At 35.2% G+C, this 25,913-nt stretch carries 32 protein-coding genes and 1 riboswitch; of the genes, 20 read left to right on the top strand and 12 right to left on the bottom strand.

The annotated features are described in order from the left end of the window. The first annotated feature begins 56 nt into the window (after nucleotides 1-56). The 7 genes from HNQ94_RS02005 to HNQ94_RS01975 are packed head-to-tail and all read left to right on the top strand — an operon-like array spanning nucleotide 57 to nucleotide 3,144. The gene (locus HNQ94_RS02005) at nucleotides 57-1,139 is read left to right on the top strand and encodes an RNA-directed DNA polymerase (protein ID WP_174494467.1); all 1,083 of its coding nucleotides are present in this window, start codon (nucleotides 57-59) and stop codon (nucleotides 1,137-1,139) included. Next, entirely contained in the window at nucleotides 1,081-1,308 is a 228-nt protein-coding gene (locus tag HNQ94_RS02000; protein WP_174494468.1) for a hypothetical protein, read from the top strand. The genes HNQ94_RS02005 and HNQ94_RS02000 overlap by 59 nt, the downstream gene beginning before the upstream one ends. After that, nucleotides 1,295-1,447, top strand: a complete 153-nt coding sequence (locus HNQ94_RS01995) for a hypothetical protein (RefSeq protein WP_174494469.1) — start codon at nucleotides 1,295-1,297, stop codon at nucleotides 1,445-1,447. The genes HNQ94_RS02000 and HNQ94_RS01995 overlap by 14 nt, the downstream gene beginning before the upstream one ends. A 49-nt stretch (nucleotides 1,448-1,496) precedes the next feature. Further along, the gene (locus HNQ94_RS01990; RefSeq protein ID WP_174494470.1) at nucleotides 1,497-1,802 is read left to right on the top strand and encodes a hypothetical protein; all 306 of its coding nucleotides are present in this window, start codon (nucleotides 1,497-1,499) and stop codon (nucleotides 1,800-1,802) included. Nucleotides 1,803-1,804: 2 nt separating this feature from the next. Beyond that, entirely contained in the window at nucleotides 1,805-2,059 is a 255-nt protein-coding gene (locus HNQ94_RS01985) for a holin (RefSeq protein ID WP_174494471.1), read from the top strand. Continuing rightward, nucleotides 2,059-2,286: a hypothetical protein gene (locus tag HNQ94_RS01980; RefSeq protein ID WP_174494472.1), complete on the top strand. Its 228-nt coding sequence runs from the start codon at nucleotides 2,059-2,061 to the stop codon at nucleotides 2,284-2,286. The genes HNQ94_RS01985 and HNQ94_RS01980 overlap by 1 nt, the downstream gene beginning before the upstream one ends. Continuing rightward, nucleotides 2,287-3,144, top strand: coding sequence for a peptidoglycan DD-metalloendopeptidase family protein (locus HNQ94_RS01975; RefSeq protein WP_174494473.1), 858 nt, complete (start codon nucleotides 2,287-2,289; stop codon nucleotides 3,142-3,144). It abuts the gene before it with no gap. 59 nt (nucleotides 3,145-3,203) lie between these two features. Here HNQ94_RS01975 and HNQ94_RS01970 read toward each other — a convergent pair whose 3' ends face one another. Then, the gene (locus HNQ94_RS01970; RefSeq protein ID WP_174494474.1) at nucleotides 3,204-3,440 is read right to left on the bottom strand and encodes a helix-turn-helix domain-containing protein; all 237 of its coding nucleotides are present in this window, start codon (nucleotides 3,438-3,440) and stop codon (nucleotides 3,204-3,206) included. Between the two features lie 171 nt (nucleotides 3,441-3,611). Here HNQ94_RS01970 and HNQ94_RS01965 point away from each other — a divergent pair, with 171 nt between their 5' ends. The 7 genes from HNQ94_RS01965 (at nucleotide 3,612) to HNQ94_RS01935 (ending at nucleotide 8,880) form a co-directional block, all read left to right on the top strand. Then, nucleotides 3,612-4,451, top strand: coding sequence for a ParM/StbA family protein (locus HNQ94_RS01965; RefSeq protein WP_174494475.1), 840 nt, complete (start codon nucleotides 3,612-3,614; stop codon nucleotides 4,449-4,451). Then, nucleotides 4,435-4,638, top strand: a complete 204-nt coding sequence (locus tag HNQ94_RS01960; RefSeq protein WP_174494476.1) for a hypothetical protein — start codon at nucleotides 4,435-4,437, stop codon at nucleotides 4,636-4,638. Before HNQ94_RS01965 ends, HNQ94_RS01960 begins: the two co-directional genes overlap by 17 nt. Nucleotides 4,639-4,885: 247 nt before the next feature. Continuing rightward, nucleotides 4,886-5,107, top strand: coding sequence for a hypothetical protein (locus HNQ94_RS01955; protein WP_174494477.1), 222 nt, complete (start codon nucleotides 4,886-4,888; stop codon nucleotides 5,105-5,107). An 11-nt stretch (nucleotides 5,108-5,118) separates the two neighbouring features. After that, on the top strand, nucleotides 5,119-5,517 hold the full coding sequence (locus tag HNQ94_RS01950) for a hypothetical protein (RefSeq protein WP_174494478.1): 399 nt from the start codon (nucleotides 5,119-5,121) through the stop codon (nucleotides 5,515-5,517). Continuing rightward, complete coding sequence (locus HNQ94_RS01945) at nucleotides 5,517-5,852, top strand: hypothetical protein (protein ID WP_174494479.1); 336 nt, start codon at nucleotides 5,517-5,519, stop codon at nucleotides 5,850-5,852. The genes HNQ94_RS01950 and HNQ94_RS01945 overlap by 1 nt, the downstream gene beginning before the upstream one ends. 219 nt (nucleotides 5,853-6,071) lie before the next feature. After that, nucleotides 6,072-8,483 carry a type IV secretory system conjugative DNA transfer family protein gene (locus HNQ94_RS01940; RefSeq protein WP_174494480.1) on the top strand — a complete coding sequence of 804 codons (2,412 nt, stop codon included), beginning with the start codon at nucleotides 6,072-6,074 and terminating at the stop codon, nucleotides 8,481-8,483. A 64-nt stretch (nucleotides 8,484-8,547) separates the two neighbouring features. Beyond that, nucleotides 8,548-8,880 carry a hypothetical protein gene (locus tag HNQ94_RS01935; RefSeq protein ID WP_174494481.1) on the top strand — a complete coding sequence of 111 codons (333 nt, stop codon included), beginning with the start codon at nucleotides 8,548-8,550 and terminating at the stop codon, nucleotides 8,878-8,880. A 398-nt stretch (nucleotides 8,881-9,278) separates the two neighbouring features. Here HNQ94_RS01935 and HNQ94_RS01930 read toward each other — a convergent pair whose 3' ends face one another. Together HNQ94_RS01930 and HNQ94_RS01925 are read right to left on the bottom strand one after the other, a co-directional pair. Continuing rightward, nucleotides 9,279-9,473 carry a spore coat protein gene (locus HNQ94_RS01930; RefSeq protein ID WP_174494286.1) on the bottom strand — a complete coding sequence of 65 codons (195 nt, stop codon included), beginning with the start codon at nucleotides 9,471-9,473 and terminating at the stop codon, nucleotides 9,279-9,281. 137 nt (nucleotides 9,474-9,610) lie between these two features. Continuing rightward, a complete protein-coding gene (locus HNQ94_RS01925) occupies nucleotides 9,611-9,772 on the bottom strand; it encodes a YjzC family protein (RefSeq protein WP_174494482.1) in 162 nt (53 codons plus the stop codon). Nucleotides 9,773-9,887: 115 nt separating this feature from the next. On the opposite strand from HNQ94_RS01925, the gene HNQ94_RS01920 reads away from it, so the two are divergent. Beyond that, the gene (locus tag HNQ94_RS01920) at nucleotides 9,888-10,556 is read left to right on the top strand and encodes an abortive infection system antitoxin AbiGi family protein (protein ID WP_174494483.1); all 669 of its coding nucleotides are present in this window, start codon (nucleotides 9,888-9,890) and stop codon (nucleotides 10,554-10,556) included. 86 nt (nucleotides 10,557-10,642) lie between these two features. On the opposite strand, the gene HNQ94_RS01915 is transcribed toward HNQ94_RS01920, so the two are convergent. The 7 genes from HNQ94_RS01915 to HNQ94_RS01885 all read right to left on the bottom strand — a co-directional run bounded on the left by HNQ94_RS01915 (nucleotide 10,643) and on the right by HNQ94_RS01885 (nucleotide 16,426). Beyond that, the gene (locus tag HNQ94_RS01915; protein WP_174494484.1) at nucleotides 10,643-11,365 is read right to left on the bottom strand and encodes an amino acid ABC transporter ATP-binding protein; all 723 of its coding nucleotides are present in this window, start codon (nucleotides 11,363-11,365) and stop codon (nucleotides 10,643-10,645) included. Between the two features lies 1 nt (nucleotide 11,366). Further along, entirely contained in the window at nucleotides 11,367-12,029 is a 663-nt protein-coding gene (locus HNQ94_RS01910) for an amino acid ABC transporter permease (protein WP_174494485.1), read from the bottom strand. Nucleotides 12,030-12,127: 98 nt separating this feature from the next. Further along, nucleotides 12,128-12,907 (bottom strand): transporter substrate-binding domain-containing protein, encoded by a 780-nt coding sequence (locus HNQ94_RS01905; RefSeq protein WP_174494486.1) that lies wholly within the window; start codon nucleotides 12,905-12,907, stop codon nucleotides 12,128-12,130. A 195-nt stretch (nucleotides 12,908-13,102) separates the two neighbouring features. Further along, complete coding sequence (locus HNQ94_RS01900) at nucleotides 13,103-13,900, bottom strand: nitrilase-related carbon-nitrogen hydrolase (protein ID WP_174494487.1); 798 nt, start codon at nucleotides 13,898-13,900, stop codon at nucleotides 13,103-13,105. Nucleotides 13,901-14,103: 203 nt separating this feature from the next. Beyond that, entirely contained in the window at nucleotides 14,104-14,265 is a 162-nt protein-coding gene (locus tag HNQ94_RS01895) for a hypothetical protein (RefSeq protein ID WP_174494488.1), read from the bottom strand. A gap of 263 nt (nucleotides 14,266-14,528) precedes the next feature. Next, on the bottom strand, nucleotides 14,529-15,317 hold the full coding sequence (locus tag HNQ94_RS01890) for a carbon-nitrogen family hydrolase (RefSeq protein WP_174494489.1): 789 nt from the start codon (nucleotides 15,315-15,317) through the stop codon (nucleotides 14,529-14,531). Further along, a complete protein-coding gene (locus HNQ94_RS01885; protein WP_174494490.1) occupies nucleotides 15,314-16,426 on the bottom strand; it encodes an iron-containing alcohol dehydrogenase family protein in 1,113 nt (370 codons plus the stop codon). Before HNQ94_RS01885 ends, HNQ94_RS01890 begins: the two co-directional genes overlap by 4 nt. 77 nt (nucleotides 16,427-16,503) lie before the next feature. Further along, a riboswitch (SAM riboswitch) is annotated at nucleotides 16,504-16,608 on the bottom strand. 251 nt (nucleotides 16,609-16,859) lie between these two features. Between HNQ94_RS01885 and HNQ94_RS01880 the strand changes: the two genes are divergently transcribed. After that, complete coding sequence (locus tag HNQ94_RS01880) at nucleotides 16,860-18,035, top strand: pyridoxal phosphate-dependent aminotransferase (protein ID WP_174494491.1); 1,176 nt, start codon at nucleotides 16,860-16,862, stop codon at nucleotides 18,033-18,035. A gap of 719 nt (nucleotides 18,036-18,754) precedes the next feature. Here the strand turns inward: HNQ94_RS01880 and sda are convergent. Together sda and HNQ94_RS01870 are read right to left on the bottom strand one after the other, a co-directional pair. Continuing rightward, nucleotides 18,755-18,949 (bottom strand): sporulation histidine kinase inhibitor Sda, encoded by a 195-nt coding sequence (sda, locus tag HNQ94_RS01875; protein WP_174494492.1) that lies wholly within the window; start codon nucleotides 18,947-18,949, stop codon nucleotides 18,755-18,757. A 117-nt stretch (nucleotides 18,950-19,066) separates the two neighbouring features. Further along, nucleotides 19,067-19,555, bottom strand: coding sequence for a MarR family winged helix-turn-helix transcriptional regulator (locus HNQ94_RS01870; protein ID WP_174494493.1), 489 nt, complete (start codon nucleotides 19,553-19,555; stop codon nucleotides 19,067-19,069). Nucleotides 19,556-19,849: 294 nt separating this feature from the next. Here HNQ94_RS01870 and HNQ94_RS01865 point away from each other — a divergent pair, with 294 nt between their 5' ends. From HNQ94_RS01865 to lonB, 4 genes are all read left to right on the top strand, one after another. Then, nucleotides 19,850-20,839, top strand: coding sequence for a DUF3196 family protein (locus HNQ94_RS01865; RefSeq protein WP_174494494.1), 990 nt, complete (start codon nucleotides 19,850-19,852; stop codon nucleotides 20,837-20,839). Nucleotides 20,840-20,981: 142 nt separating this feature from the next. After that, nucleotides 20,982-22,268 carry a trigger factor gene (gene tig / locus HNQ94_RS01860; protein WP_174494495.1) on the top strand — a complete coding sequence of 429 codons (1,287 nt, stop codon included), beginning with the start codon at nucleotides 20,982-20,984 and terminating at the stop codon, nucleotides 22,266-22,268. A 410-nt stretch (nucleotides 22,269-22,678) separates the two neighbouring features. Continuing rightward, nucleotides 22,679-23,953, top strand: a complete 1,275-nt coding sequence (clpX, locus tag HNQ94_RS01855) for an ATP-dependent protease ATP-binding subunit ClpX (RefSeq protein ID WP_174494496.1) — start codon at nucleotides 22,679-22,681, stop codon at nucleotides 23,951-23,953. 200 nt (nucleotides 23,954-24,153) lie between these two features. Next, nucleotides 24,154-25,824 (top strand): ATP-dependent protease LonB, encoded by a 1,671-nt coding sequence (lonB, locus tag HNQ94_RS01850; protein WP_174494497.1) that lies wholly within the window; start codon nucleotides 24,154-24,156, stop codon nucleotides 25,822-25,824. Nucleotides 25,825-25,913: the final 89 nt, after the last annotated feature.

The following is a 25,913-nucleotide window of genomic DNA, read 5'->3' as shown; positions in this document are numbered from 1 at the left end:
TTTAGTAGTGTCTTACCGAAAGACCTTGAGGCTAATAAGAAAGAAGGAAATACTTTTTGAAAAGACATGGCTATATATACGATAAAATATGCGATTTAGATAACATAAGACACGCAATGATGAAAGCGTCTTTAGGAAAGCGAAAGCAAACAAGAGTAAAAGCAATACTCGAAAATATAGATTATTACGCTTTTCAGATTCAAAAGATGTTAAAAAACCAAACATATACACCAACAAAACCACAAATAAAAATCATAGAAGATGGAGCAAACAAAAAGACACGAACCATCTGCAAGCCGAATTTTTACCCTGATCAAATCATTCACTGGTCTTTAATGCTGCAAGTGGAACCGATTATCATGAAGGGGATGTATGAATACAATTGTGGCAGCGTTCCGAACAGAGGAACCAGTTACGGACAAAAGGCAATAAGAAAGTGGCTAGATACAGACCGAAAAAATACAAAATACTGTTTAAAAATGGACGTGAAGAAATTCTATCCATCTATCGATAACGAGGTCCTGAAAAGCATGTTTAGAAGAAAAATAAAAGACACGAATTGTTTATGGTTAATTGATACGATCATTGATAGCAATATCGGGCAACCTATCGGATTTTTTACGAGTCAATGGTTTGCGAACTTCTTTTTGGAAGGATTAGATCATTTTATAAAAGAAAAACTCGGTGTTCATTATTATGTTCGATACGTTGATGATTTAGTCTTACTAGGACCTAATAAGAAAAAACTTCATAAAGTTAGATCAGCAATTCAAACCTATTTAGAAAGCATAAAACTTAAAGCGAAGGAAAATTGGCAAGTGTTTAAAATTGAAAATCGAGCCATAGATTTTCTTGGCCTACGCTTTTTTCGCGATAAAACAATTTTACGTAAACGAAATGCTTTAAGAATCAAAAGACGGATTCGAAAAATAGAAAGAAAAGGATTTTTAACTGATAAAGACGCTTCTGCGATTATATCCTACTGGGGATGGATCAAGAGGAGTAACAGCTTTTCTTTTTATCACACCATCATGAAACAAATTGTAAACATTGAATTAGCCAGAAAGGTGGTGAGTATGAATGCCAAAATACGGAATCATCAAGGACGGAGATTTGTTGCTAAGCTCCAAGCAACTTGATGGGTACAAACGAATAGAATATGCTGCTATCCCTGAATTTGACCAAACCACACATTATGTAGAACAGGAAGCTCCGGTTGAACATAATGATCACATCTTTATCGATGTAGCAGTAAAAACATTACCAGAAGACCAAAACGACGGAGAAATGGACTATGAGTTTAACTAATACATGCATGGAACTATTAGAATTTATAAACAATCTTGAACAAATCATTGTAAAACAAAACGAAATGATTACGAAGTTAGTTAACGAAAATGCTGAATTAACAAACACGGTTAACGAGGTAATGAAGTTACCTTACTAAGCTCACTATTTTAGTGGGTTATTTTTATGTCATAAAACAGGGGGTTAAAATGACAATTGAACTAACGATTCTAGTATCCATACTCGGCCTGGTTATTGCGTATTTAGGCTATCAAGTAAACAGACAAAGGCAGCAAACCGAGTACCAAAAGACAGTGAAAAATGACGCAACAAGAGAAGCGATTATTGAAACGAAGTTAGATAACATTAGCAGCGGTGTTGAGAACATACGAATTGATTTACGTGCAAATGAAAGGCAAATGGCATCGTTAGGGGAACGTGTAACCAGGGTTGAAGAAAGTGCAAAACAAGCCCATAAAAGGCTTGATAATCTTGATAAGGAAGGAGGTGTTTAAGGATGGTTGAAATCTTAGCTATTGCTTCAGTAATAGCACCAGTCACTAACGGAGTGGTGCAAGCTGTCAAAAGTGCATCCAACCTTAATAAACGTTTTATACCAGTTACAGCAGTAGCAGTCGGCATCGGATTAGGTGCAGCTGCTTTTTTTGTTGATGTCAGCTTAGGGGAACGTTTATGGGCTGGTGGAATTAGCGGATTGGCTTCCGTAGGTTTATTCGAGATAAGTAAAAATACAAAAGGAGAGGGTAAGTAATGGTAAGAGCTAAGTTTAAAGTTGAGTCAAAAACAGAACGTGCAGGCGGTGGGGGAAATGTTGAACTAAACCCTGTCACTGGGGGTTCAGCAGAAAATGAGGAGTTTTGGAAATACACACCTGCTGGAAGCATCAATATGTATATTGACAATGTAAATGCTCTAGAAAAATTTGAGGTTGGTAAAGAATATTATGTTGATTTTACTGAAGCAGGAGGTGATGAGTAAATGGCAACATTTATTTGGCCAACTGATACAAAGCGAATAACAAGTAAGTTTCGAACTAAAGAACGTCCTGACCATCATGGAGTAGATATTGCAGATCCGGGCTATCATCCTATCTATGCGGTAGCAGATGGTGAAGTATCTAAGTCCTATTTTTCTACAAGCTATGGACATGTGATTTTCATCGTTCATAAGATTGCTGGACAAGTCTATGAATCTGTTTATGCACATTTAAAGAGCCGTGCTGTTAGCGTTGGGGAAAAGGTAAAGCAAGGACAAGTAATTGGAGTTATGGGTAATACTGGACGTTCTTATGGGCAACATCTTCATTTTGAATGGCATGAGGGACGATGGAACATGGGGAAAACCAATGCAATCGATCCGTTAAAAGTCATTGGTGTTGAAGATAAGAAGGAAGCTAACGTTTTACGTCATGGCGACAAAGGTAAAGAAGTAAAATCACTCCAAGAAAAACTGGTTGCTTTAGGCTATAAGCTTCCAAAATACGGAACGGATGGTCACTTCGGAGATGAAACAGAAGCAGCTGTAAAAGCTTTTCAAAAGGACCAAAGTATTAAAGTTGACGGGATAGTTGGTCCAGTGACACAATCCAAACTTGATAACGCAAAGAAAAAGAAAACACTCTATCTGCCAAAAACAGCACAAACATGGAGAGTGTATGCGTTAAATGTCGCACCAGTCAAAGGAAACGAAAAGGCATTCCTGAAACCTGCTAAGTTTGGTGGATTGCAATATGAAGTATTAGACATACCACAAAAAGATGTCGTCACAATCCAAACGAGAGACTTCGGAAAAGTAAATATATATGTAGCTGCTTCTACTGGAGCTGTGATTAAATAAAACAAAGCCCTCACCTTGATTGGTGGGGGCTTTTTTAATTTCGTATATTTCCTCTAAATTTAAGGACGCATTTCTTCATCTATATCCTCTTTCAAATACCATAATTTTGACATCCTCACACCCAAAATTTTAGCAATGTTGTAACCGACTTGATATGTGGGTATAGTCCCTTTTTTATAGAGATTACTTATAGTTGATTTGTTATAACCTGTCTTCTCAACAATCCACGATTGTCTTATACCGTTTGAATCCAAATAATTTTTAAAATTTGATTGCCACAAACCCTTTAATGTCAACGAAATCACCTCGTCCTATATTTCAACAAATAAAAAAATATCCCTCTTTTTACGATTGGACACGCATATTTTTACGATTTGAATAGTAATTATTGTATTACGAAGGTAACACCAGATTGTAAGTTTAATAGTTTGGTATTTCGTGCGTAATACAAAGGAGGGGAAATTTTTATGTTATTGGCTGTTGATGCCGGTAATTACAAAGTAAAAGTAGTGGGGAAAGAAGGTGTGTTGGATTTTTATAGTGATATTGGAGAATACAGAGAGATAAAGCTTAAACAAAAACATGGCGAGGAGGATATGGTAGTTGAGTATGAGGGGAAAAAGTATTTTGCTGGTACCTTAGCTAAGTTTGAAAGTGAATTTGGTGGCTTGTTAATGGGGAAAACGAAAGCTCATAATGACGCAAAAATTCGTACCCTTATTGCTCTACACCGTTACTGTTTAGACGGTTCCCAAGTAAAACTTATCACAGGTCAACCAATTGAAATGCATGATGATGAAGAAAAGATGAAAATTGTAGGGATGTTGCAAGGAACACACCAACTTACTATTAATAACTCATCCAAGACCATTCATGTTGATGATGTTAAGGTAGCTCCTGAGGGGGCAATAATTGCGTGGCACAGACCAAGAAAAGGACGTAGAAGAGTAATTGATATTGGTTCGGGAACTATTAATTGCGCCACTATACACGACATGAGATACATCGATAAAGATAGCTTTACGATTAGCTTTGGTGCCAATACCAATATAAGTAATGATTATGAACGAATGGCAGAAGGGATAATCCGCCAAACATCAAAAAAGTGGGATAAATTTGACGAGGTGGAGGTAGCTGGAGGAATAGCAAAAGAAATGCTGCCTTATTTAAAACAACATTTTATAAATGCAGAAGTAATAGAACCTCAATTTAGAACTTCTAACACTATTCATTTACTTCATCCTTCTTTCGTTAATGCTTACGCTATGTACAAATTCGGGGTGAAAATGTATGGCGAGAAAAATTAGACCTGTTAGTTTTGACTTAGAAGATCCCTTTGAAAAGGAATTAAATGATCATGCCAGTAAATATAAATTTTCAGTTTACGTTAAGCGTTTAATTCAGAGGGATAAAGAAAATAGTTTTCCGACCTTTAACAGGGGTCAAATACAATCAGAAGAAGATTTTTCGGAGGCATTAGAAGACTACATGTAAGAACCGCATAGAATGGCCCAGGTAGTTTTTCACGCTTTATGTAAAAAACTTATGCAAGCGTAATTGGAAATATGCATGTCTAGCATAATTTTCTTTAAAAAAGGAGTGTTTTTTTGAAATGTATGAATTGCGGACGGAAAAACAAAAAATTGGTTAGTTATTGTAAGAAATGTATTGAGGAAGAGACAAATAGAATTAAAAAATATGGGTTCGGAAAGGGATTCAAAAAATAGCTAGGAGGATTTCTATGAAATTTTATCTGTATTACGATGGACTTGATTTGTTTACCGATGTAACGGAACTTGTAATGAACAGATATTATTCTTCTCACAGCGTAAGTTTAAGACCTGTTTATATTGCGATAAAAAATGAATACCGAGCAAACCAAGTATTTGTTACGAGTGACAAAAGTAAATTACCACATGAAATTCAAGCGTTAAGGGCTTTGTTGAAAGTTAAAAACATTTAGGAGGTTAAAGAATGAAAACAGAAGTAATTGATTTTCGTTCCTTTGTTCGTGGGGATTATGTAAGGTCGACCAAAAAAGAAACCATCTTAAAGCATATGGAACAAAACAAAACACCTTATACGGTCGCTGGGTTAACATGTGTATTTGTTTTCGGTTCAGGATTTGATTATGTGTATGCGAGTACAGGAATTGATGGTAAGGCAAAAGAAATTTTTTATGGTAAGTTACTTCCAATAGCAAAATGGGGAATCATCCTTAAGGGTGGATGGGATATATTCATGAAAGCTTTAAGAGAAGATTTTGAAGGTATTAAAAAGACTTTTATTGCTTATGGAGCTGGGTATGCAGCTATCTTAGTATTACCCTGGGGATTGTCGCAAGTTGAGGGATTATTCGGGAGTGGTTCTTAATGCTTATTAAAATGAATGGTGTATTACTAGCCGAAACAGGTAAAGATTTTGAGCCTGATAATGTTTGGATTCCCAATCCGTTTGATCTAATAGGGGAAGGGGTGGAAAAAGGCGCAGAGTTCACTCGTGATACGGTTATAGAAGGTGTAGAAAATGTGATTATGTGGGTACTGGAAGGAATTGCAAACGTATTAGTTGATTTATCTTTTGCCATTGCATTAATAGGTGGAACGATTCTTTTATTCACAAGTATTATTGCAAAATCACAAAGAGTGGGTCGGTGGTTTGTATATACCCAACTCACGCACATATTTTTAACATTACTGTTTAAATAAGGAGTGATTAAGGTGATTTTTCACGGAATGTTTACTTGTTTTTTTGTTGGTGTTTGTTTAGCGACGGTAGTTAGCGATTTGGATAGTGCTGTTATTTCAGTAAGAAAGGTAGGTGAATAATATGTGGTATGTATTTTGCGCTTGTATTGGTTCAATCATTATGGGGGTAGCTGCAGAAAGTGAGGATGCAATTAGAACGGTTAGGAAGGTGGGTAAATAATGAAATCTTTACCCTTCTCTGATGTGTTGAAGGTAATAAAGCCTGAATATGTATATTTGAAAATTAAACCGAATAACTCTATCCGTAACACAAATACGCATTTAATTGCTGGGACGATTTCCACACTATACAAACATCTTTTTGAAAGCATCAAAAAGGAAGAAGAAAAAGTTGTAAAGCTATTAGGAAAAGAATTTGGAATCGGAACAAAGTATAGTTTAGAACGCCAGGGGAAAATTGCATATTACCTGTACATGGAGAAACAAAAAGTTGAGTTCTATTTTATCATACCAAAACAGCATGTAACGATTATCAAAGAACGATTAGGTGATTCGTGGGATAATGTAACGATTGATGAAGTAAAAGAAATACCGAAGTTTGGCGAAAAAGCTATTACAAGACAAATGGTGTATCAAAAAGAAGATGCATTAAGTTTACGAGTAGATCGCCGAGATAGCGATTTATTAAAAAGTAATCTGAATGTTATTGATGTAATGGAAGAGGGAGACAAAGCAGCTGTATTGTATAATTTTATTCCGGGATCCCAAGGAAGTTTTCAACATAGCTACAGAAATACATTAGAAAAAATAAAAAAAGGTTATCCAGTTGACCGTAAAAAGATGGGCGTCACTTATATTTTTAAAGCAGGTATGGCAATGTTAGATAGTGTGATAAAGGATTTAACAGAAACATTCGCGGGTAAAAATAAAAAGAAAGAAGATGAATCTATTCTAGATAGTTTTTTAGAACGATTAAACGGTGGCAAAAAAACAAGTACAGCTACCGATAAAAAAATTAGTCAATCTATCTTAAATACGCAAATATTAGTTATGTCAGAAAGTGAAGATACCATTCGTCGCAGAAATAATGCTACTAGCTTAGCGCAAAGTTTTGAAGTTGTTTCAGAAGACAATAAACTTATTTCGAAAAATCATAGAGGCTTTCAAGATTTTCATGCACGTATTATTCCGGGAGCGGAAACAAATAAAGTTAGTGATGTGGAAGCGCAAAATTTTATTCAATTAGCCGGCAGGGATATTTTAGAGAGATTCAGTTTTATAGAAAAGGTGGAAACGCAGGAGCAAAAAGTACCGCAAGAACTTCAAACAGGAAATATGTACATCGGTTCTAGCACCTTTAGAGGGAAAGATACACCTGCCTATTTATCGGCGGATAAGGAATTTCAATATTTGTCTTTAATATTAATTGGACCAAATAGAGCAGGTAAATCCACTTTAATTGGCAATTTGGGCAAAGATGCAATAAATCATGATGAGGTTGTGATTAACTTTGACTATATTGGAAATTGCGAATTAAGTGATGAAATGTCTGAATTATTTTCAACTGAAAAAACATTAGATATCGAATGCAATGATTTTAACACCATTCAAGGTTTAGGTTATAACGAAATCCCTGTAAGCAGTGATCCGTTTGAACAATATGCAAATGCAAAAAAACAAACCACTCAGTTAACCACTTTAATAAACTCCATCAATACAGATGACACTCACTTATCTTCGCGCATGGAACGCTACTTACAATCTGCAGCTAATATTGTATTTATTAATGGAGGAAGTATTAATGACGTCTTTAAGGTTCTTACTGATCACAAAATAAGAAAAGACTTTTTAGATCGTGTTCCAGTTGAACAGTATGAAAACATCGGGGAGTACATGGAAAGCCTAGAGGAATTGAATGAATACAAGGATGAAAAAGAAAAGGTTAAAAATGGCAATACCACAACCACTGTTACAAAACAAAAGCTAGTTGGAACAAAGTATCATCTGATATCTGGAATTATGGATCGTCTCAATAAATTAAAAGCAAATCCGTATATGGAGATGATGCTAAAAAAGGATACATCAAATAACATTGATCTGGTTGAAGAAATGCAAAAAAATCAACTTATCAACATTCGAATGCCAGAGACAATGTTTTCTACTGATAACGAAAAAGATGTTTATGCAACATACTGGATTTCTAAGATTTGGCTTGCTCTTCAAGTAAGGAAAGCAAAATTTAAAGGAAATCGAGATAAAATGAAAAAGGTTAATTTATTTATCGATGAGTTGTATCAGGTCGAAAATACTGAAAAATTTATTACATCTAAACTAAGCAGATTACCTAAGTTTAATATTAAACCAATAATCAGCTGCCACTATTTAAATCAAATAAAACATATACGAGAGGAACTAAGAAGTGCGAACGCTTCTTATATGCTGATTGCTGGATGTGATAAAAAGAACTTCAAAGAATTAGAAAGCGAGCTTTATCCATTCACTGAAGGAGATCTATTGAGCATGAAGCGGTATCACTCATTGAATTTGATAAAAGACAAAGAGGGTTATTCAAGGTTTATCACAAAATTACCTAAACCTGTAAGTATTAAAGGAAAAGACAAAACAGCATAGGAAGGTAATTTATGTACGTTGTAGAATATGTATTATTGGAAAATAATCTAGAGGGGGAATTGGTTTGCAAGAATTTTTAAAAGTATTTGGAGGTATTTTAATCGTTGTAGGTTTGATTGGTGGGTTTGTGGTTTATGATTCTGATATAGCAGAGGTTTATGAAGACGCTAAAAAATACTCATTAAGTACATCAGATGAAGAATTGGCTTTTGCTAAACAAATGCAATCAGATAATATAATGAATACTTCCTTATTTATTGGCAGCGGAATTATTGGTGGTGTTTTCTTCTTAGCTTTAGGATATATTCTAGAGCAACTTATGATTAGCGGGAAAGAGACGGAAAGAATTGTAAAACGGTTAGATCGTTTAGAAAGAAACAAGGAGCAAGTAGGGTAAGGAAATTTAATTGTGTAAGACATTTTTCACATTTATTATTTTTTTACACAAAAATTACACATAACTTTAATTTTGCACTGTAATATCAAAGCTTATATACATTATATTTACGTCCTCCTGGGACGCCATTACATAATGAATAATGCTCATAAATGTTAATGAAATAACATTTGTGGGCATTTTTTGTTTACTTTAGTAAGGAAATATTGGCTCATGACCTTTAATTGAAGGTTCGTGGAAATATATGAAGGTTCACCAGCTAGAATTGAAGGTTCACTCCAGAATATTACAGGTTCATCCACTTTTAGCATAGAGAAATTATTGCATTATAGACTTCGAATTTAGTATTTACGATGTATAAAATAAAACAAGCGCCTTCATGACGCTTGTTTTGTCACTTAATACCCCCAATACGGTGGCCTTGGATACGGTGGATAATACGGCGGATAATATGGTGGGTATGGTGCGTAATAAGGTGGGAAAAATAACCAATACGGAAAAGGAAATCTAGGTCTAGGTCTGTGATAGGAACCGTACTGCCCAACTTGATCCAATCCTCCAATTGGATCAAGTTGTCTAAATTTTTGCTGCATCGTAATACCTCCTCACTGTTCATCAACTATAGTAAAGAGTATGTTATATGGCTGTGATAGGATACAGTTAACATTAAAATGGGTTTTTGACATAAATTAAAAAAGACCAATTCTAACGAGAATTGGTCGGTAAAATATTATTGTCCTTCATGTGTCCAATACGTTTCTTTTTCAGAAACTGGGCACATCGGAAAATTTTCACCTGGCTGCAAATGAACCTTTTCCCCAGATTGACATCGATATTCTCCTTTAATCGGAACACCTTGCCCTGTTCGATATTGACGTTTTTCATCAGACATTTCCATGCACCTCCTATCTTTAATGTATCCCGTAAAAAATATTTCACACCTGTTAAAATTGAATCAAAATCGGCGAAACTCAACACACTAATATTGGAGGAAAGGAGAGAGTATATTGAAACCTCGTTTCTATTCCAATGTTTATTGGCATTTTACTGGGGGACCTGTTTCTAAGGATGGAAGTATTGTGTGGCACCATTACCGTTGTTTAAGGGAAGTGAAAAAAAACTCAGTGCTTAGGGACCCAAAAGAGGCGATGGAGAATTTAAAGAATATAATTAACACGAGGGTTTTGAAAGCTACTACGACAGAAAAAATTTTAGACAAAGTAGAAACGGAAAAGTTTTGTTGTGTTTGTGATATTCCTTTAAAGGACTTAACGTTTCATCGACAGTATTATGGGGATTATGCAGTTGGGTTCAACTCGATAAAGATTCATAAAAACTTTCATCCGGTATTATACTTTGAACCTCTCCCTACAAAAATTATTAAGTCAAACAAACTATTACACTCGAAAGAAACGGAAGTACTTGATATGCTCGGGATTAATAATCATAACCCTTTAATAAATTTCCTTAAAATAACTCACTTTGATGTGGATTATGATGATACATTTTACGGAGAAAGAGAGTGGAGATGCCTAAACCACTTTTATTTTGATAAGGAAGACGTAGAAGCAGTTATTGTTCCAAAAAATGAAGTGAACATTATTAATAATTATTTAAATCATATGGGATACAACAACATAAGTGTTTTAAGTTGGGATCTAATAGAAAACATTTAGTCACTGAAGACATGAAAAAAGACAAAAGGAATGAAATCATTTCTTTTGTCTTCACCTAAGAAGGATAAATAAATGTTTACCCATCTTTATAAAATTTTACTTAAGAAGCTTTGTGTTCTTGGGTTTTGAGGATTATCGAAAATTTGTTCTGGGTCGCCTTCTTCTTGAATAATACCCTCATCCATGAAGATAACTCGATCACCAACCTCTTTAGCAAATCCCATCTCGTGGGTAACAACAACCATTGTCATTCCCTCTTGAGCAAGATCCTTCATAACCTGCAAAACGTCACCGACTAACTCTGGGTCTAGTGCAGAGGTAGGTTCGTCAAATAACATGACTTTCGGGCTCATAGCTAAAGCTCTTGCAATAGCGACACGTTGTTTTTGACCACCAGATAAGCTTTGCGGGTAAGCATCAGCTTTATCCGAAAGGCCAACCTTATCTAGTAAAGGCAAAGCAACATCTCTTGCTTCCTGAGCAGATAAGCCTTTTACTTTCTGGGGAGCTAATGTGATATTTTCTAATACTGATTTATGAGGGAATAAGTTAAAATGTTGAAAAACCATTCCAACTTTTGTTCGTAATTCATTAATATTCGTGTTTCGATCTGTTAACTCTTCACCATCTATCGTTACACTACCATACGTAACCTCTTCTAAAAGGTTTAAACAACGTAAAAATGTACTTTTACCGGAACCTGAAGGCCCGATTACACACACAACTTCTTGTTCTTTAATTTCGGCGTCAATGCCTTTTAAAACTTCTAAATCACCAAAATATTTATGCAAGTCTTTTACGGAAATCATATTATACATCCAGCTTCCTTTCTAATCTTCTCAGGATAATTGCTAATGGAATAGTAATGCATAGATATAGTAAACAAACCATCACAAGTGTCTCAAATACCTCAACTGTTGCATTATAATATTGTTTACCTTTATAAACTAAGTCATGAACGGCAATTACAGAGAGTATAGAAGTATCCTTTAAACTTATAACAAATTGGTTACCTAAAGGTGGTATCATTCGTTTAAAAGCCTGGGGCCAGATAATATAACGCATTGTTTGGCGTTTCGATAAACCTAATGAACGTCCTGCCTCGTGTTGTCCTTTGTCAATAGAATAAACGGCACCACGAACAATTTCTGCAATATAAGCACCAGCATTAATAGCGATAGCAATAACACCTGTTGTAAAAGCATCTAAATTAATGCCAATTAAGTCCTCGGAAATACCAAAGTAAATAAATAGTGCTTGTGCAAGGATAGGTGTTCCTCTAATTATTTCTACATAAACGGTCCAAATTCCCCTGATGATTTTACTTTTTGATAATTTACCAAGACCTGCCATTGCTCCTATAATGGTACCGAAGAGAAGTCCTAATGCAGTTATGGCGATTGTAACTTGTAGACCTTCCCACAAAAATGGCAAGGATTTAATATAGGCTGATTCCATTAAAGCTTCTATCATTCAAATATCTCTCCTTGATAAAATAGCGTAACAAGCACGAAACTTGTTACGCTTGATTTTTGAATAGTCTTAGATGTGTATTTTGAGTAAAGTAATTTTTATTGTGGTGGTTGAGTACCAAACCATTTTTCGTAAATTTCAGCATACTTACCATTTTCTTTCAATGTAGCTAATGCTTCGTTAACAGGTTCTACTAACTCAGAATCTTTCGGGAATGCGATACCATATGGTTGACCTTCTAAAATATCACCAACTGTTTTCAGTTCGCCTTCACCTTTTTCTTTAATGTAGAACTGCACGTTTGGTAAGTCATATAAAACAGCATCTAAACGACCAGCTTGTAAATCCATATAAGCTGTTACAATTTCAGGAAATGCAGATACTTCCGCATTAGTGTTATCTTGTAAGTATGATTCACTAGTTGAACCTTGACGAGCACCTACTTTATGTCCATCAATATCATCAATAGATTCGATATCAGAATCAACTGGTACTGCTAAAATAAGACCTGAATCATAGTACTTATCAGAGAAAGACATCTCCTCTTTACGTTCGTCTGTGATGGAAATACCAGCAATACCGATATCGTGCTTACCAGTTCTCATGGAACCTAGTAAACCATCAAACTCCATTGTTTCAAACTCAACATTAAATCCTGCTTCTTTAGCAATTTCTTTCATAAGGTCAATGTCGAAACCTTCTAATTCATTTGTTTCTGGGTTTAAGTATTCAAATGGTTGGAAGTTAGAGTCAGTTGCTACTGTGTATGTTTCTCCATCATTACCACCATCACCGCTTGAGTCGTCGCTTGTACCACATGCTGCTAACATCGCAACAGATAGTAATAAAACAAAAATTCCAAGTAAATGCTTTTTCATAAACTAAATGAACCCCCTAAGTCTTTTTTTGTACATATTAATTATCCCAAATAAACACAAAAAGTTGAATTTTCATAAAATTCGCTATGGTTGGATTTTCTTTTGAAATTAGCGTTGAGGTAAGGATAATCAGCTTTCGTGAAATATAACGCCTATATCTTCCTATTTACTCCCAAATAGTAAAAATTCAGAAAATCATTTTCCATTTTTTACAAATGGAAGTGGTTTTAACGAAGGTGGAAGATCATGTAAATAAGGAATGGTTTCTCTTGCCTCCTTTATTTTTTCTGTTTCTACTACTGCCAATAATATATGTTCTGAGTCTTTTGGACATTCCTCTTTTATTTGTCCATAGCAATCTATTAACTTACTTTTTCCGCAAGCATTACCACCGACTGCATTTATCCCCATTACATAGATTTGATTATCTAGGGCCCTTGCAGGTAACTGTATATCCCATCTTTCTTCCGCACCTTTACTCCATACGGAAGGAGCGAAAATAATATCAGCACCCAAAAGTGCTTGTATTCTAGATGGTTCTGGGAATTCTAGCTCATAGCAAATAAGTACGCCTACATTTCCAACTGATGTTTTGAAAATAGGGAATTGCAGTTGGCCTGGTGTAAAGATGTCCTTTTCATCACCCCAAAGAAATGACTTTTGCGCCTTACCAGAAATATTCCCATCATCATCTATGACAATAGTGGATACGTATATATTGTCATTTTCTATTTCAGGGAAAGGTACAATCAAAATAACGTTCTTCTCAAATGCTATCCTTTGAAGCATTTTTATAAAGGAGCCTTTAACGTGTTTGGCATGACAACGAATATATTCTTTACTTAAATAGTAACCACAGCTCCACAGTTCAGGTAGACAGATAACTTTTGCTCCTTTTTTTGCAGCACTGTCAATCATACTAAGCCCTTTCGTTATATTTTTTTCTTCATTATTTATTTCTGATTCCATTTGTATTGCTGAAGCAAGGTACATATTTATTCCCCCCTATTTACTGTTCTACTTACCTACTATTTTCTTTTGCTATAGGGAATCCCTTTTAACTAATCATTGTTGGGCATAATATATGAAATGAACGGAGGAGAAATGAGTGTTTTAGGTGAGAGGAGAAAATGTGAACAATAATAAAAAGCCCTTTGAGAAATTGTTCTCAAAGAGCTTTGGAATTAGTGAATGAATTAACGCATTGATTTTCTAAGACGTGGTAACTTCATGAATGTAAAAGGTCTTCGTTTGTTTTTCACCTTTTTGTTCTTGTAAGCAATTAAATTTTCTACAGTAGACAGTACTAGGAATGTAATGAATACAGTAACTGTTAAAAAGTAAAGAGATGTAACCATCGTTACCCATCCCCTTTCCTAGAGTATTTTTCGGTATTTATTATTAAATCCAACTATATAATACCAAATTTAACGAAAAAATAAATATAAATTTATAAATTCTTTTAAATTCTTTTGATTATTCTTCAATACTCATGTTTTATCCAAAAATAAAATATTCAGATGAGGTTCTATTTGTGATGCTTTACAATAATTTTTTTCCATAAAAAAAGTGCTTCACTTGCCGATTGGGCATAATGAAACACAATATTAAATGGCTTTCTCTATAGTTTGTATAAATCAGGTCTTCTATCCGTAAAAATCGGTATAGTCTCTCGCACCTTATCGACTTCCTCAGGATTAAATTCACCGTATAAAATCGTTTCTTTATCCTCAGCTTCAACTATTACTTCTCCCCAAGGTCCAACAATTAAGGAGTGCCCACCAAATTCATTTTTCGGGTCTGTTCCAACTCGGTTACAAGCAACGACGAAACATTGATTTTCAATTGCTCTACTTATTAATAAGGCCCTCCAATGATCTATTCGTGGCTTTGGCCATTCAGCTACAACATACAATACTTTCGTTTGATCTAACATGTGGGTACGAATCCATTCGGGAAATCTAATGTCATAACAAATTACTCCAGCACTTTTAATGTTTTCTAAAATAAAAGATCCTTCATCATTTCCTTCGGTTAGGTATTTCTCTTCGTCCATCAACCGAAATAGGTGAGCTTTACTATATTCCGATACAAATTCCCCTTTACGATTAACGACAAACAATGTGTTGGTAATACCCTTATCCGTTTCTTTCGGAATGGAACCTCCTACAATACTAACGTTATAATCTTTGGCTAACTCCGCAATAAAAGAGTATGATTTTTCTCCATTTACATCAGCTATTTCATCTAGTCGCGTTAAATCATACCCAGTTGTCCACAGTTCAGGTAAGACAATAACATCTACGTTTTTTTCACTAGCCTCTTTGCATTTAGTTCTAACCTTTTCATAATTGGCTTCAGGATTCCCGAAAGAAATGTTCATTTGTATTAAAGCAACTTTTAAAGTCATACAGTTCCCTCCTTGTTCTTTTCTTCCAGTGTAGATGAAATGAACTGCTCTAGCGAATAAATCCCATTGATAACTTCCTTTTGATTACTAACGTGCATATAGTGAATCGATTCACTTGGTTTCGTTGCCTCTTCTGCAATGATAGCAATCTTTTCCTTCATTTGATTAAAAATGCCAAAATCTTTAATCGATATAGGTAAATTAAGTTTTTGATAAAAAGGAAGAAGCTTTTCTACTTCATCTAATCTATTTTCTAGGGCGAGTTGAACGAGAATACCATACGCTACTTTTTCCCCGTGTAAGTAGGAATGGGTTTCTTTTATATAGGTTAAGCCATTATGAATAGAATGTGCACCAGCAATTCTGCCATAGTGATCACCATATCCACCAACCATACCACCCGCTAAAATGATTGTTTCAATAACGCGAACAAAGGATGAGGTTAAATGACCTTTATACACAGCAGAAATGGCTTCTTCTCCCTCCTTTAATAACACCTCTTTACACATTTTCGCTGCATGTAATGCGATTTCAAGTGGGAGGGGTTTTGGCGAAATATCCTTAGAAAGTACATCTGCTTCGTACCATTTTGCTAAGGTATCTCCTATTCCAGCCCTTAAATAATCAACAGGTGCATCCAACAGAATACGAGGTTCGATTAAAACCATATATGTACTTTTAGGAAAAATGGTGTAATGTAAAAAATTACCTTCTCCATCATAAAAAACACTTAAAGGTGTCCAAGGAGCACAGTTAGCGGCAAGTGTGGGTATTAGGATGACAGAAAGATCATTTTCATTCCCAACAGCTTTAGCAAGATCCATTACTTTCCCACCACCAACGCCTATAATAAAGTCTGCGTGTTCAGCAACTGTAATTTCACTAATACGATTAACCTCTTCCGTTGAACATTCTCCTTGGTAGGGAAGTAAAGTGAGGGGGGTAGATAAGTTAGGGAAAAAATCATTGGCAGCTTGCCACGATTTATTTCCATGTAATAGGATTCCTTTTTGCCAATTTTGTTCATCAATCTTTTCTTGTAGTATATTTAAAACACCTTCATAACACTGATAAAAGTTTGGTGCACCTTGAACTTGAATGTTTAACATAGTCAATTCACCTCAAAAATTATAAGTAAAAACAAAAAACCTCTTCCAAGAAGGAAGAGGTAAATTCATGGCTCTTCCTCTTATCTTACAAACACCATGTTTGTAGGATTTAGCACCGTATGCAAGATGCACCGGTTGCCGGGTTTCATTGGGCCAGTCCCTCCACCTTCTCTTGATAAGAGTTAAATTTAATTCTATTATAATGTCAACGTAGTCCTAAATATATGAATTTTGATGAACATTATGCCATTCCCTCATTGGTCTGTCAATATAGAAGACATATTTTTTTACCTTTACAAATAGTTTGAAAATAGCTATAGTTATAAATTAGAATTTTCCCACTAAAAAGGGATAAGAAAATAAAGGTTTTCACTATATATTACTTTTAAATAGACGAAGATTTTCTAATTTAAGGTTTGGGAGCGTGAACCCTATGGAAAAAACATTTGAACATGCAAATAGATTAAAAAGATTGCCAGAGCAATTTTTTGCAAGTCTCGTCCAGAAGGTAGATAAGTTAAAAAGCCAAGGGTTTGACTTGATTAATTTAGGACAAGGAAATCCAGACTTACCTACACTATCACATATTGTGAAAGAACTACAATTAGCAGCTGAGAATCCACAGTATCATAAGTATTCACCCTTTCAAGGCTATCCTTTTTTAAAGGAAGCGATAGCTGAATTTTACAAACGAGAATACAATGTCGATGTTGATCCTAATAAAGAAGTAGCGATATTGTTTGGGGCAAAAACAGGTCTAGTAGAAATCAGTCAGTGTTTATTAAATCCAGGTGATCTTGCTTTGGTTCCTGATCCTGGCTATCCTGATTACATGTCTGGAATCGCATTAGCTAATGCCAAAGTGGAAATGATGCCTTTGTTGCAAAAAAATAATTTCTTACCAGACTACAATGAAATATCGGAAAAATCTTTACAGGATGCAAAGCTAATGTTCTTAAATTACCCTAATAATCCTACAGCTGCTATAGCATCTAAATCATTCTTTGATGAAACGATAGAATTGGCAAAAAAACACCATATTTGCATTGTTCATGATTTTGCTTATGGAGCAATAGGATTTGATGGAAAAAAACCTCAAAGTTTTTTGCAGTCTAAAGGTGCCAAAGATGTTGGTGTAGAAATGTACACTTTATCAAAAACGTATAATATGGCTGGTTGGAGAATAGGCTTTGCAGTAGGTAATCAGTCAGTTATTGATAGCATTAATCTGATTCAAGATCATTTGTACGTAAGCTTATTTGGTGGTATTCAGTATGCGGCAGCACAAGCTTTAAGAGGGAGCCAAGAAGCTGTTCGTGAACTAGTGAATACATACGAAAAAAGAAGAGATATCTTTATTAATGGTCTTCAAAAGATAGGGTGGGAAGTAGAAGCTCCAAGAGGAAGCTTTTTCGCCTGGCTACCAGTTCCAAAAGGCTATACGTCAGAAGAATTTGCTGCTATTTTAATGGAAGAAGCCCATGTGGTGACAGCTCCAGGGAATGGGTTTGGAGAAAGTGGTGAAGGGTATCTTCGGGTAGGACTATTGGATAGTGAGGAACGCTTAGCGGAAGCAGTTAAGCGAATTGAAAGATTGAATCTTTTTTAATGAAATTAGGAAAATTCCTATCATAGCATTATTGAATTGATTGTAAAGGCTCCAAAATACATTAATTGCTGCTAGAACAGAAGTAAATCCAGTATCACTAGTTTGTTGTGATACTGGATTATTTTTTAGGAATACTTTTTTCATAAAAAATTGTTGTGTTTTCGCTGTTTCCTTAAACTGCGAAGTAACTTTACGTGTGCAAAGCCCATTCTGTACAAGATGAGTGGTAGTCCGTCGCCGCGGAAAAATACTCGCTTTCCATGGGCAAGGCCTCAGCCTCCTCGCGAGCAAAGAGCGCTCGTCTCGGGGGTCTTCAGACTCTTGCTCTCCCATAGGACAAGGAACGCTTCGGCAGCTTTACATCGCACGAAGAAAATTGCGTTTTATTTTCGAGGAGTCTCGCATGTTTCCGCTGCTCAACATAGCTCTTTGTTCATGTGATAAGTCAGCCGCTAAAAGATGAGTTCTTTGGCTATCACATGTCATTAATCAGAAAATCTTTATTAGCGTAGCAGAATACGTAGACTCCTACGGGATCTGTGACCGTCGTTGGACCCCGGAGACGAAGTCGAGGAGGCTCAGTGGGAACCCGTGGAAAGCGAAGTATTCTGCCGAAGCGGTCTGATAACACCCTGCAGCTGCAAAGAGTAAATTAAATTAAAGTTACGTCGCAGTATCCATCTACTTAGAGAAACAACAATCTATTAGAAAAAAGCTTTTTAAGAGATAACTTGTTTTTGGTTTAATACATTTACTTGGTATGGATTCCTGTTAAGGTTGAAAATATCTTCTGTGATTTTTCGCTTTTTCATTTCTTTTTTTAGAATAGAAATAAACTTTTTTTCTAGTTGAAGGTCTAAAGCATTTTGGTAAGCTTCTATTAACTGATAATCTGTTAAAGAAGGGAACCTCATTTAATCACTCCAGTTATATATTTTCATTCCGTGATAGTGTTTTTTCTTTTTGTTGTTAGTTAACCATACCCGTTATAGCTTGTATTAAACGTATTCTTTTCAGTACCCTTCTTGTAATTAGTCTGAGCTCTTAGAAGTATGTTTGACCCATTTGCTAAATTCTTCCCCATGAAAATGCTTATTAAAATCTAGTAAAAATTCCTTCATTTGATCGATTAGTTTTCGATTTTCTTCATTTCTACCTGCGAAATCATGTAAATACTCGGTTATTTTATAAGTATAGTTTTGAGTTTCTTCTCTTACTTTTTTTCCTTCGTCTGTTAAAGTAACATAGGAAATCCGGAGATCTTTTTTATTTTTTTGCACATCTACTAATCCTTTTTTCGTTAATCTTTTAATTACTTGCATGACTGTACTTATTTCCCATAAACCCAGTTGTGCAATTCTAGACATTGTAGCTTCCTTTTCAAAATGCAAAATCCATAGAATGTGTTGTTCTGCACTTGTAATTCCTTGATCTTGTGCTGATTTTTGCCAATCTTGCTCAAGCACTTTATACATACCTCGGTAATAGTTTATTAGCTCGTGTACTTCATTTATTTTCATATAAAATTCCCCTTTATTTCGATTCATAGTAAAATGGAATAAATTGTATATGCGTCTCTCTTTATATTTTACAATAGAATAAATTCAAAAGGAAACACAATCTTCCTTTTCTTTTTTATAGAGAGAATGTGATAGGTAAAAGTATTATAGAATAGATTATATAAGGAAGGTTTCCATTATTAGTTTTTAAATCCGCAAAATAGGGTATGAATAAAGTTATACAAATGGATTGGTATTCCTTTCTTTTTTTGCCTGGAAAAAGCAGGAATACTTTATTAGAACAGGAAGGTGTATATGAAAAAAGAGCATCCAGATATTGTCATTTTTCCTGGCTGGAGAAAACAATTAGAAAAAGAAGGGTTAGAAGCTTTAAAGGAGAAACGTTATGAAGATGCATTGACACACATATTACAATTAGAACAGTACGAGGCTGCTAGCTACGAGATTTTAACAGGAAAGGTTATTTGCTTTATTGAATTAGGGAGGTATGATGAGGCAATTGGTTTATGCAGAAAATTAATGAAGGAAGATGACCCGAATTATTATAAATACTTACATATATACGTAACTATTTTATTTCAAACAAGCCAATATGGGGAAATACTTAGCTTATTAGATGAAATTTTTCAAAGTGAAAAAATTCCACATACATATCGCGAGCAATTTTGGCAAATTTATGATTTAAGTCAAAAGTTTTATCAGGATCAAGAATTAACACAGGATGATAAAGAGTGGAAGCAATTTATACATAATTTAGAGGGTGGTAGTTTTCAGGAACAATGGAGGTTACTATCTATATTGAGAAAAAAGTCAGTAAGTCACTATATAGATGAAATTATCCCACATCTAAGTGATGCGGAATTAAATCCGGTTATTAAAACAGGAATTTTACAATGGATGTATGAGCAAAAAGTAGATCAGGAAATGGAAGTAGAAAAGTTTAATCAGACGAGTATGATAAATCCTATTCATCTAGATGATGTCATGGAAACTCCTGAAGCAAAAAAAATCCTACTATTATTAGAAGAAATTGAACAAAATGATCCAACGTTATTTGAATTTACTCGACAAATTTTGTTTCGCTATTTATATGTCTATTATCCATTTACTCCATCTGAAGAAGCGATACAATCTATAGCTGAAGCGGTATTAGCTTTAGCATTAGAATACTTGCAACTTGACCAAGAAACATCCATGCTTGAGTATGATAATGAAGCGAGAGGAAAGTGGATGGAAGAGATTAAACATATGGAAATGAAATATTTCTCCCAAATTGAACAATAATGCTTGTAATAGGTGATTGTTGAAGTGTTGAAATACTATGTGTATAATATAGTGGTTGCATTATGCGTTCAGACGATAGAATTTGACATAATGACTAGAAAAATAGGGAATTAATTGAATAATAGATGTTGGAGGGAAATTTATGTCAGCAAAATGGGAAAAGTTAGAAGGAAATGAAGGTGTTTTAACGGTTGAGGTTGATGCAGAGCAATTTAATGCTGCATTAGATCAAGCGTTTAAAAAGGTTGTAAAAACAGTACAGGTTCCAGGATTCCGTAAAGGTAAAATGCCACGTGGAATGTTCGAAAAACGTTTTGGTGTAGAATCTTTGTATCAAGATGCATTAGATATTATTCTTCCTGAGGCATACATGAGCGCTGTTGAGGAAGCAGGAATTGACCCTGTTGATCGTCCAGAAGTGGATGTGGAACAAATCGAGAAAGGTAAAAACCTTATTTTTACAGCGAAAGTAACGGTTAAACCTGAAGTGAAGCTTGGTGAGTATAAAGGTCTTGAAGTAGAAGCACAAGATACAGAAGTTACAGATGAAGATGTTGATAACGAGTTAAAGCAATTACAGGAGCGTCAAGCGGAGCTGGTTGTAAAAGAAGCAGGAACAATTGAAGAGGGAGATACAGTAGTACTCGACTTTGAAGGATTTATGGACGGAGAAGCCTTCGAAGGCGGAAAAGCTGAAAATCATTCTTTAGAAATTGGATCTGGTCAATTTATTCCAGGATTTGAAGAGCAATTAATAGGAAAAGAAGCAGGAGCAGAATTAGAAATCGAAGTGAATTTTCCTGAAGAATACCATGCAGAAGAACTAGCTGGAAAACCAGCTACATTTAAAGTGAAGATCCACGACATTAAAACAAAAGAAGTTCCTGAACTCGACGATGAACTTGCAAAAGACGTTGATGATGAAGTGGAAACTCTAGCAGAATTAAAAGAGAAAACGAAAAAACGTCTTCAGGATCAAAAGAATCAAGATGCTGAAAACAGTAAACGTGAAACGCTAATCGAAAAAGCTTCTGAAAATGCAGAAGTTGAAATTCCTGAGGCAATGGTTGAGACAGAATTAGACCGTATGCTACAAGAGTTTGAGCAACGTTTGCAAATGCAAGGGATGACGTTAGACATGTATCAACAGTTCTCTGGCCAAGATAAAGATGCACTAAGAGAACAAATGAAAAATGATGCAGAAAAGCGTGTTAAAACAAATTTAACACTGGAAGCAATAGCAGAAGCAGAAAATATTGAAGTGACAGATGAAGATGTTGATAAAGAGGTTCAAACAATGGCTGACATGTACCAAATGGAAGCTGCTCAAATCAAGCAGATGCTAGGTGGAAATGCTGATGCTTTAAAAGGTGACCTAAAGGTTAGAAAAGCAATTGATTTCTTAGCAGAGCAAAGCAAAACTGTATAAGTAACTTCCTTACAAGTGATCTTCTAAGGATCAACTGGAATAAAATTAGAAACAAGGTGCGAAATTTCGTGCCTTGTTTTACCTTATAAGAACATAATTTTATTCGTATGACTATATACGACAAAGTTTTCGCAGGTGTTCTAAGTATAGATGTTGTATTTAAAGAAAGAATAGAAGAAGTACACATCTTTGCTTTTCTTTGCATACATATAAGTTAAAGTGTTCTCGTTGACTTATTAAAAAGTGACGTACATAATGATTACATATCCCGCCTTCGTAAAAAAAATTCAATGGTTTAAGGGTATTACTTTCTTCCACAGGCACATATTTGATATGATGTGCTAAAGACTACAACTAAGAAACATTTAAAGAAAAGATCAGATACAGATATATATTGGTGAGGTGATTAAATGCTTAAGTTTAACGATGAAAAGGGACGACTCAAATGCTCTTTTTGTGGAAAAACGCAAGAGCAGGTTCGTAAATTAGTTGCGGGCCCAGGGGTTTATATATGCGACGAATGTATAGAGCTATGTACGGAAATTGTGGAAGAAGAATTAGGTAATGAAGAAGAAGTAGAATTTAAAGACGTACCTAAACCGAAGGAAATTTGTGATATATTAAGCGACTATGTTATAGGTCAGGATAAAGCAAAGCGTTCTTTATCTGTAGCAGTATATAATCATTATAAACGTATTAATTCTAATCAGAACTCAGATGACATTGAACTATCGAAGAGTAATATTGTGTTAATGGGTCCTACTGGTAGTGGTAAAACACTTTTAGCTCAGACGTTGGCACGTATTTTAAATGTGCCTTTCGCTATCGCAGACGCGACTTCTTTAACAGAAGCTGGTTATGTTGGGGAAGATGTGGAGAACATTCTTTTAAAGCTTATTCAAGCAGCGGATTATGATGTAGAAAAAGCGGAAAAAGGAATTATATACATCGATGAAATTGATAAAGTTGCTAGGAAATCAGAAAATCCATCCATTACACGAGATGTTTCTGGTGAAGGTGTTCAGCAAGCTTTATTAAAAATTCTAGAAGGAACAGTTGCGAGCGTTCCACCTCAAGGTGGCCGTAAGCACCCACATCAAGAATTTATTCAAATTGATACGACAAATGTTCTATTCATTGTTGGTGGGGCTTTTGATGGTATTGAACAGATTATTAAACGACGACTCGGTAAAAGAGTAATCGGATTCGGAGCAGATAATTTAGGGGAAGAATTAGATAAAGGGGAATTACTTTCAAAAGTATTACCTGAAGATCTTCTACGTTTCGGTCTAATTCCAGAATTTATTGGTCGTTTACCTGTTATTGGTAGCTTAGAGCCATTAGATGAAGATGCGTTAATTCAAATCTTAACAGAACCTAAAAATGCTTTAGTAAAACAATATCAGAAGTTATTTGAAATTGATGGTGTCGAACTAGAGATTGAAGAGGAAGCTCTTATGGAGATAGCGAAGAAGGCTATTGAAAGAAAGACAGGGGCTCGTGGACTTAGATCAATTATTGAAGGTATCATGTTAGATGTAATGTTTGAATTACCTTCACGTGAAGACATTGAAAAATGTATTATTACAAAAGATACTGTAGTAATTGAGGATGGCAGACCAAAGCTAGTACTTAAAGATGGTACTGTTTTGGATGAAAATGAAGAGCCGAAAGAAAGTGCATAAATGAGAAATAACCCCCAATAATGGGGGTTATTTTTTTACAATAAATCGTTGACTGAATAAGTTTTCCTAGTCATAAACAAAATGAAACAGGGAGTTTTTCCAAAAAGGGAAAAACTCCTTTTTTCATTTTTAATAGCGTTTATTCACATTTTAATCGGGGGATACTAGCAAATAATGTACAACAAATGGGAGGAAAAAAGATGAGTTTTGTTGGTGTCGCTATATTTATTCAATTACTAGTAGGAATAATTGTTGGTCTCTATTTTTGGAATATGCTTAAAAACAACAGAAATAATAAAGTGACCATTGAAAAGGAATCCAAAAAAGAACTAGAAGAGTTAAGAAAAATGAGATCAATAGCACTGTCTGAACCACTCTCTGAAATGGTTCGTCCAAAAAAGATGGAAGATGTTATTGGACAAGAGGATGGAGTGGAGTCGTTAAGAGCAGCTTTGTGTAGTGCAAATCCACAGCATGTTATTATATATGGCCCTCCCGGGGTAGGTAAAACAGCAGCTGCACGTCTTGTACTTGAAGAAGCGAAGAAAATGTTTGAAACACCATTTAAACAAAATGCAGTATTTGTTGAAATGGATGCTACTACTGCTCGTTTTGATGAAAGAAGTATAGCCGATCCGTTAATAGGATCTGTCCATGATCCTATTTACCAAGGTGCAGGAGCAATGGGACAAGCTGGAATCCCTCAGCCCAAAAGGGGTGCTGTGTCAAACGCACATGGTGGGGTTTTATTTTTAGATGAAATAGGAGAACTTCACCCATTACAGATGAATAAGCTCCTTAAAGTATTAGAGGATCGTAAAGTGTTTTTTGAAAGTGCTTATTATAGTGAAGAAAATGAGAAGATTCCCCTTCACATTCACGAAATCTTTCAACAAGGTTTACCTGCCGATTTTCGTTTGATTGGTGCAACTACTAGAAAACCCGAGGAAATCCCTCCAGCAATTCGTTCAAGATGTTTGGAAATTTTCTTTAAGGATTTAGAAACTGACCACCTAAAGGAAGTAGCAAAAAGAGCGGCTGAAAAAGTAAAAGTAGAAATAAAGGAAGAGGCGTTAGAAAGAATTGCTTCTTATACAAGGAACGGCCGTGAAGCAGTGAATGTAGTACAAATTTGTGTAGGAATTATCAAAAAACAAAATAAAAATGAAATTGAGATAAAAGATATAGAATGGGTAGCAGAATCTAGTCAGTTAGTTCCAAAACTTACCCCTAAAGTTCCCGATAAGCCCCAAGTTGGTGTTGTGAATGGGTTAGCAGTTTTTGGGCCGAACTCCGGTTCTCTGTTAGAAATTGAAGTATCTGCATTGCCAACTTCCCATGCGTATGAAGGAACTGTAAAAATTTCTGGGATTGTTGATGAAGAAGAAATAAACCAAGGTGCAAAAACAATTCGTCGTAAAAGTATGGCAAACCATTCGGTTACGAATGTGTTGACGATGTTAAAATCGATGGGAGTACCTGTTCACCAATACGATTTACACATTAATTATCCGGGTGGAATTCCTGTTGATGGACCATCTGCAGGAATAGCTATGGCTGCTGGAATTTTTTCCGCTATTCATAAAATTCCAGTCCGAAATGATGTTGCGCTTACCGGTGAAGTAAGTTTACATGGATTGGTTAAGCCTGTAGGCGGTATTATACCAAAAATAAAATCAGCGAAAAAAGCGGGTGCTACTAAAGTACTGATTCCTTACGATAATCGTCAATCAGGTATAAATCAAATTGATTTAATTGAAGTCATACCAGTGAAACGTTTTGAAGAGGTTTTAGATTATATCCTAACATCGGAATACCAAACTATTATTAAAACAGATAGCTATTCCATCAAACAAAGAAAATCGATATAAGGCTTTAGAAAAAACCTAATTTGTTTACAAACTTAGTGGTTTTCTTTATGATGATATTACGAAACGGAAGTAACGGAGGTGTCTAGAAT

The organism is Salirhabdus euzebyi (genome assembly GCF_014207435.1).
Classification (GTDB): Bacteria; Bacillota; Bacilli; order Bacillales; family Alkalibacillaceae; genus Salirhabdus; species Salirhabdus euzebyi.
Note: the sequence above shows the minus strand (reverse complement) of the source record. Positions and strands in the feature narration are given on the sequence as shown.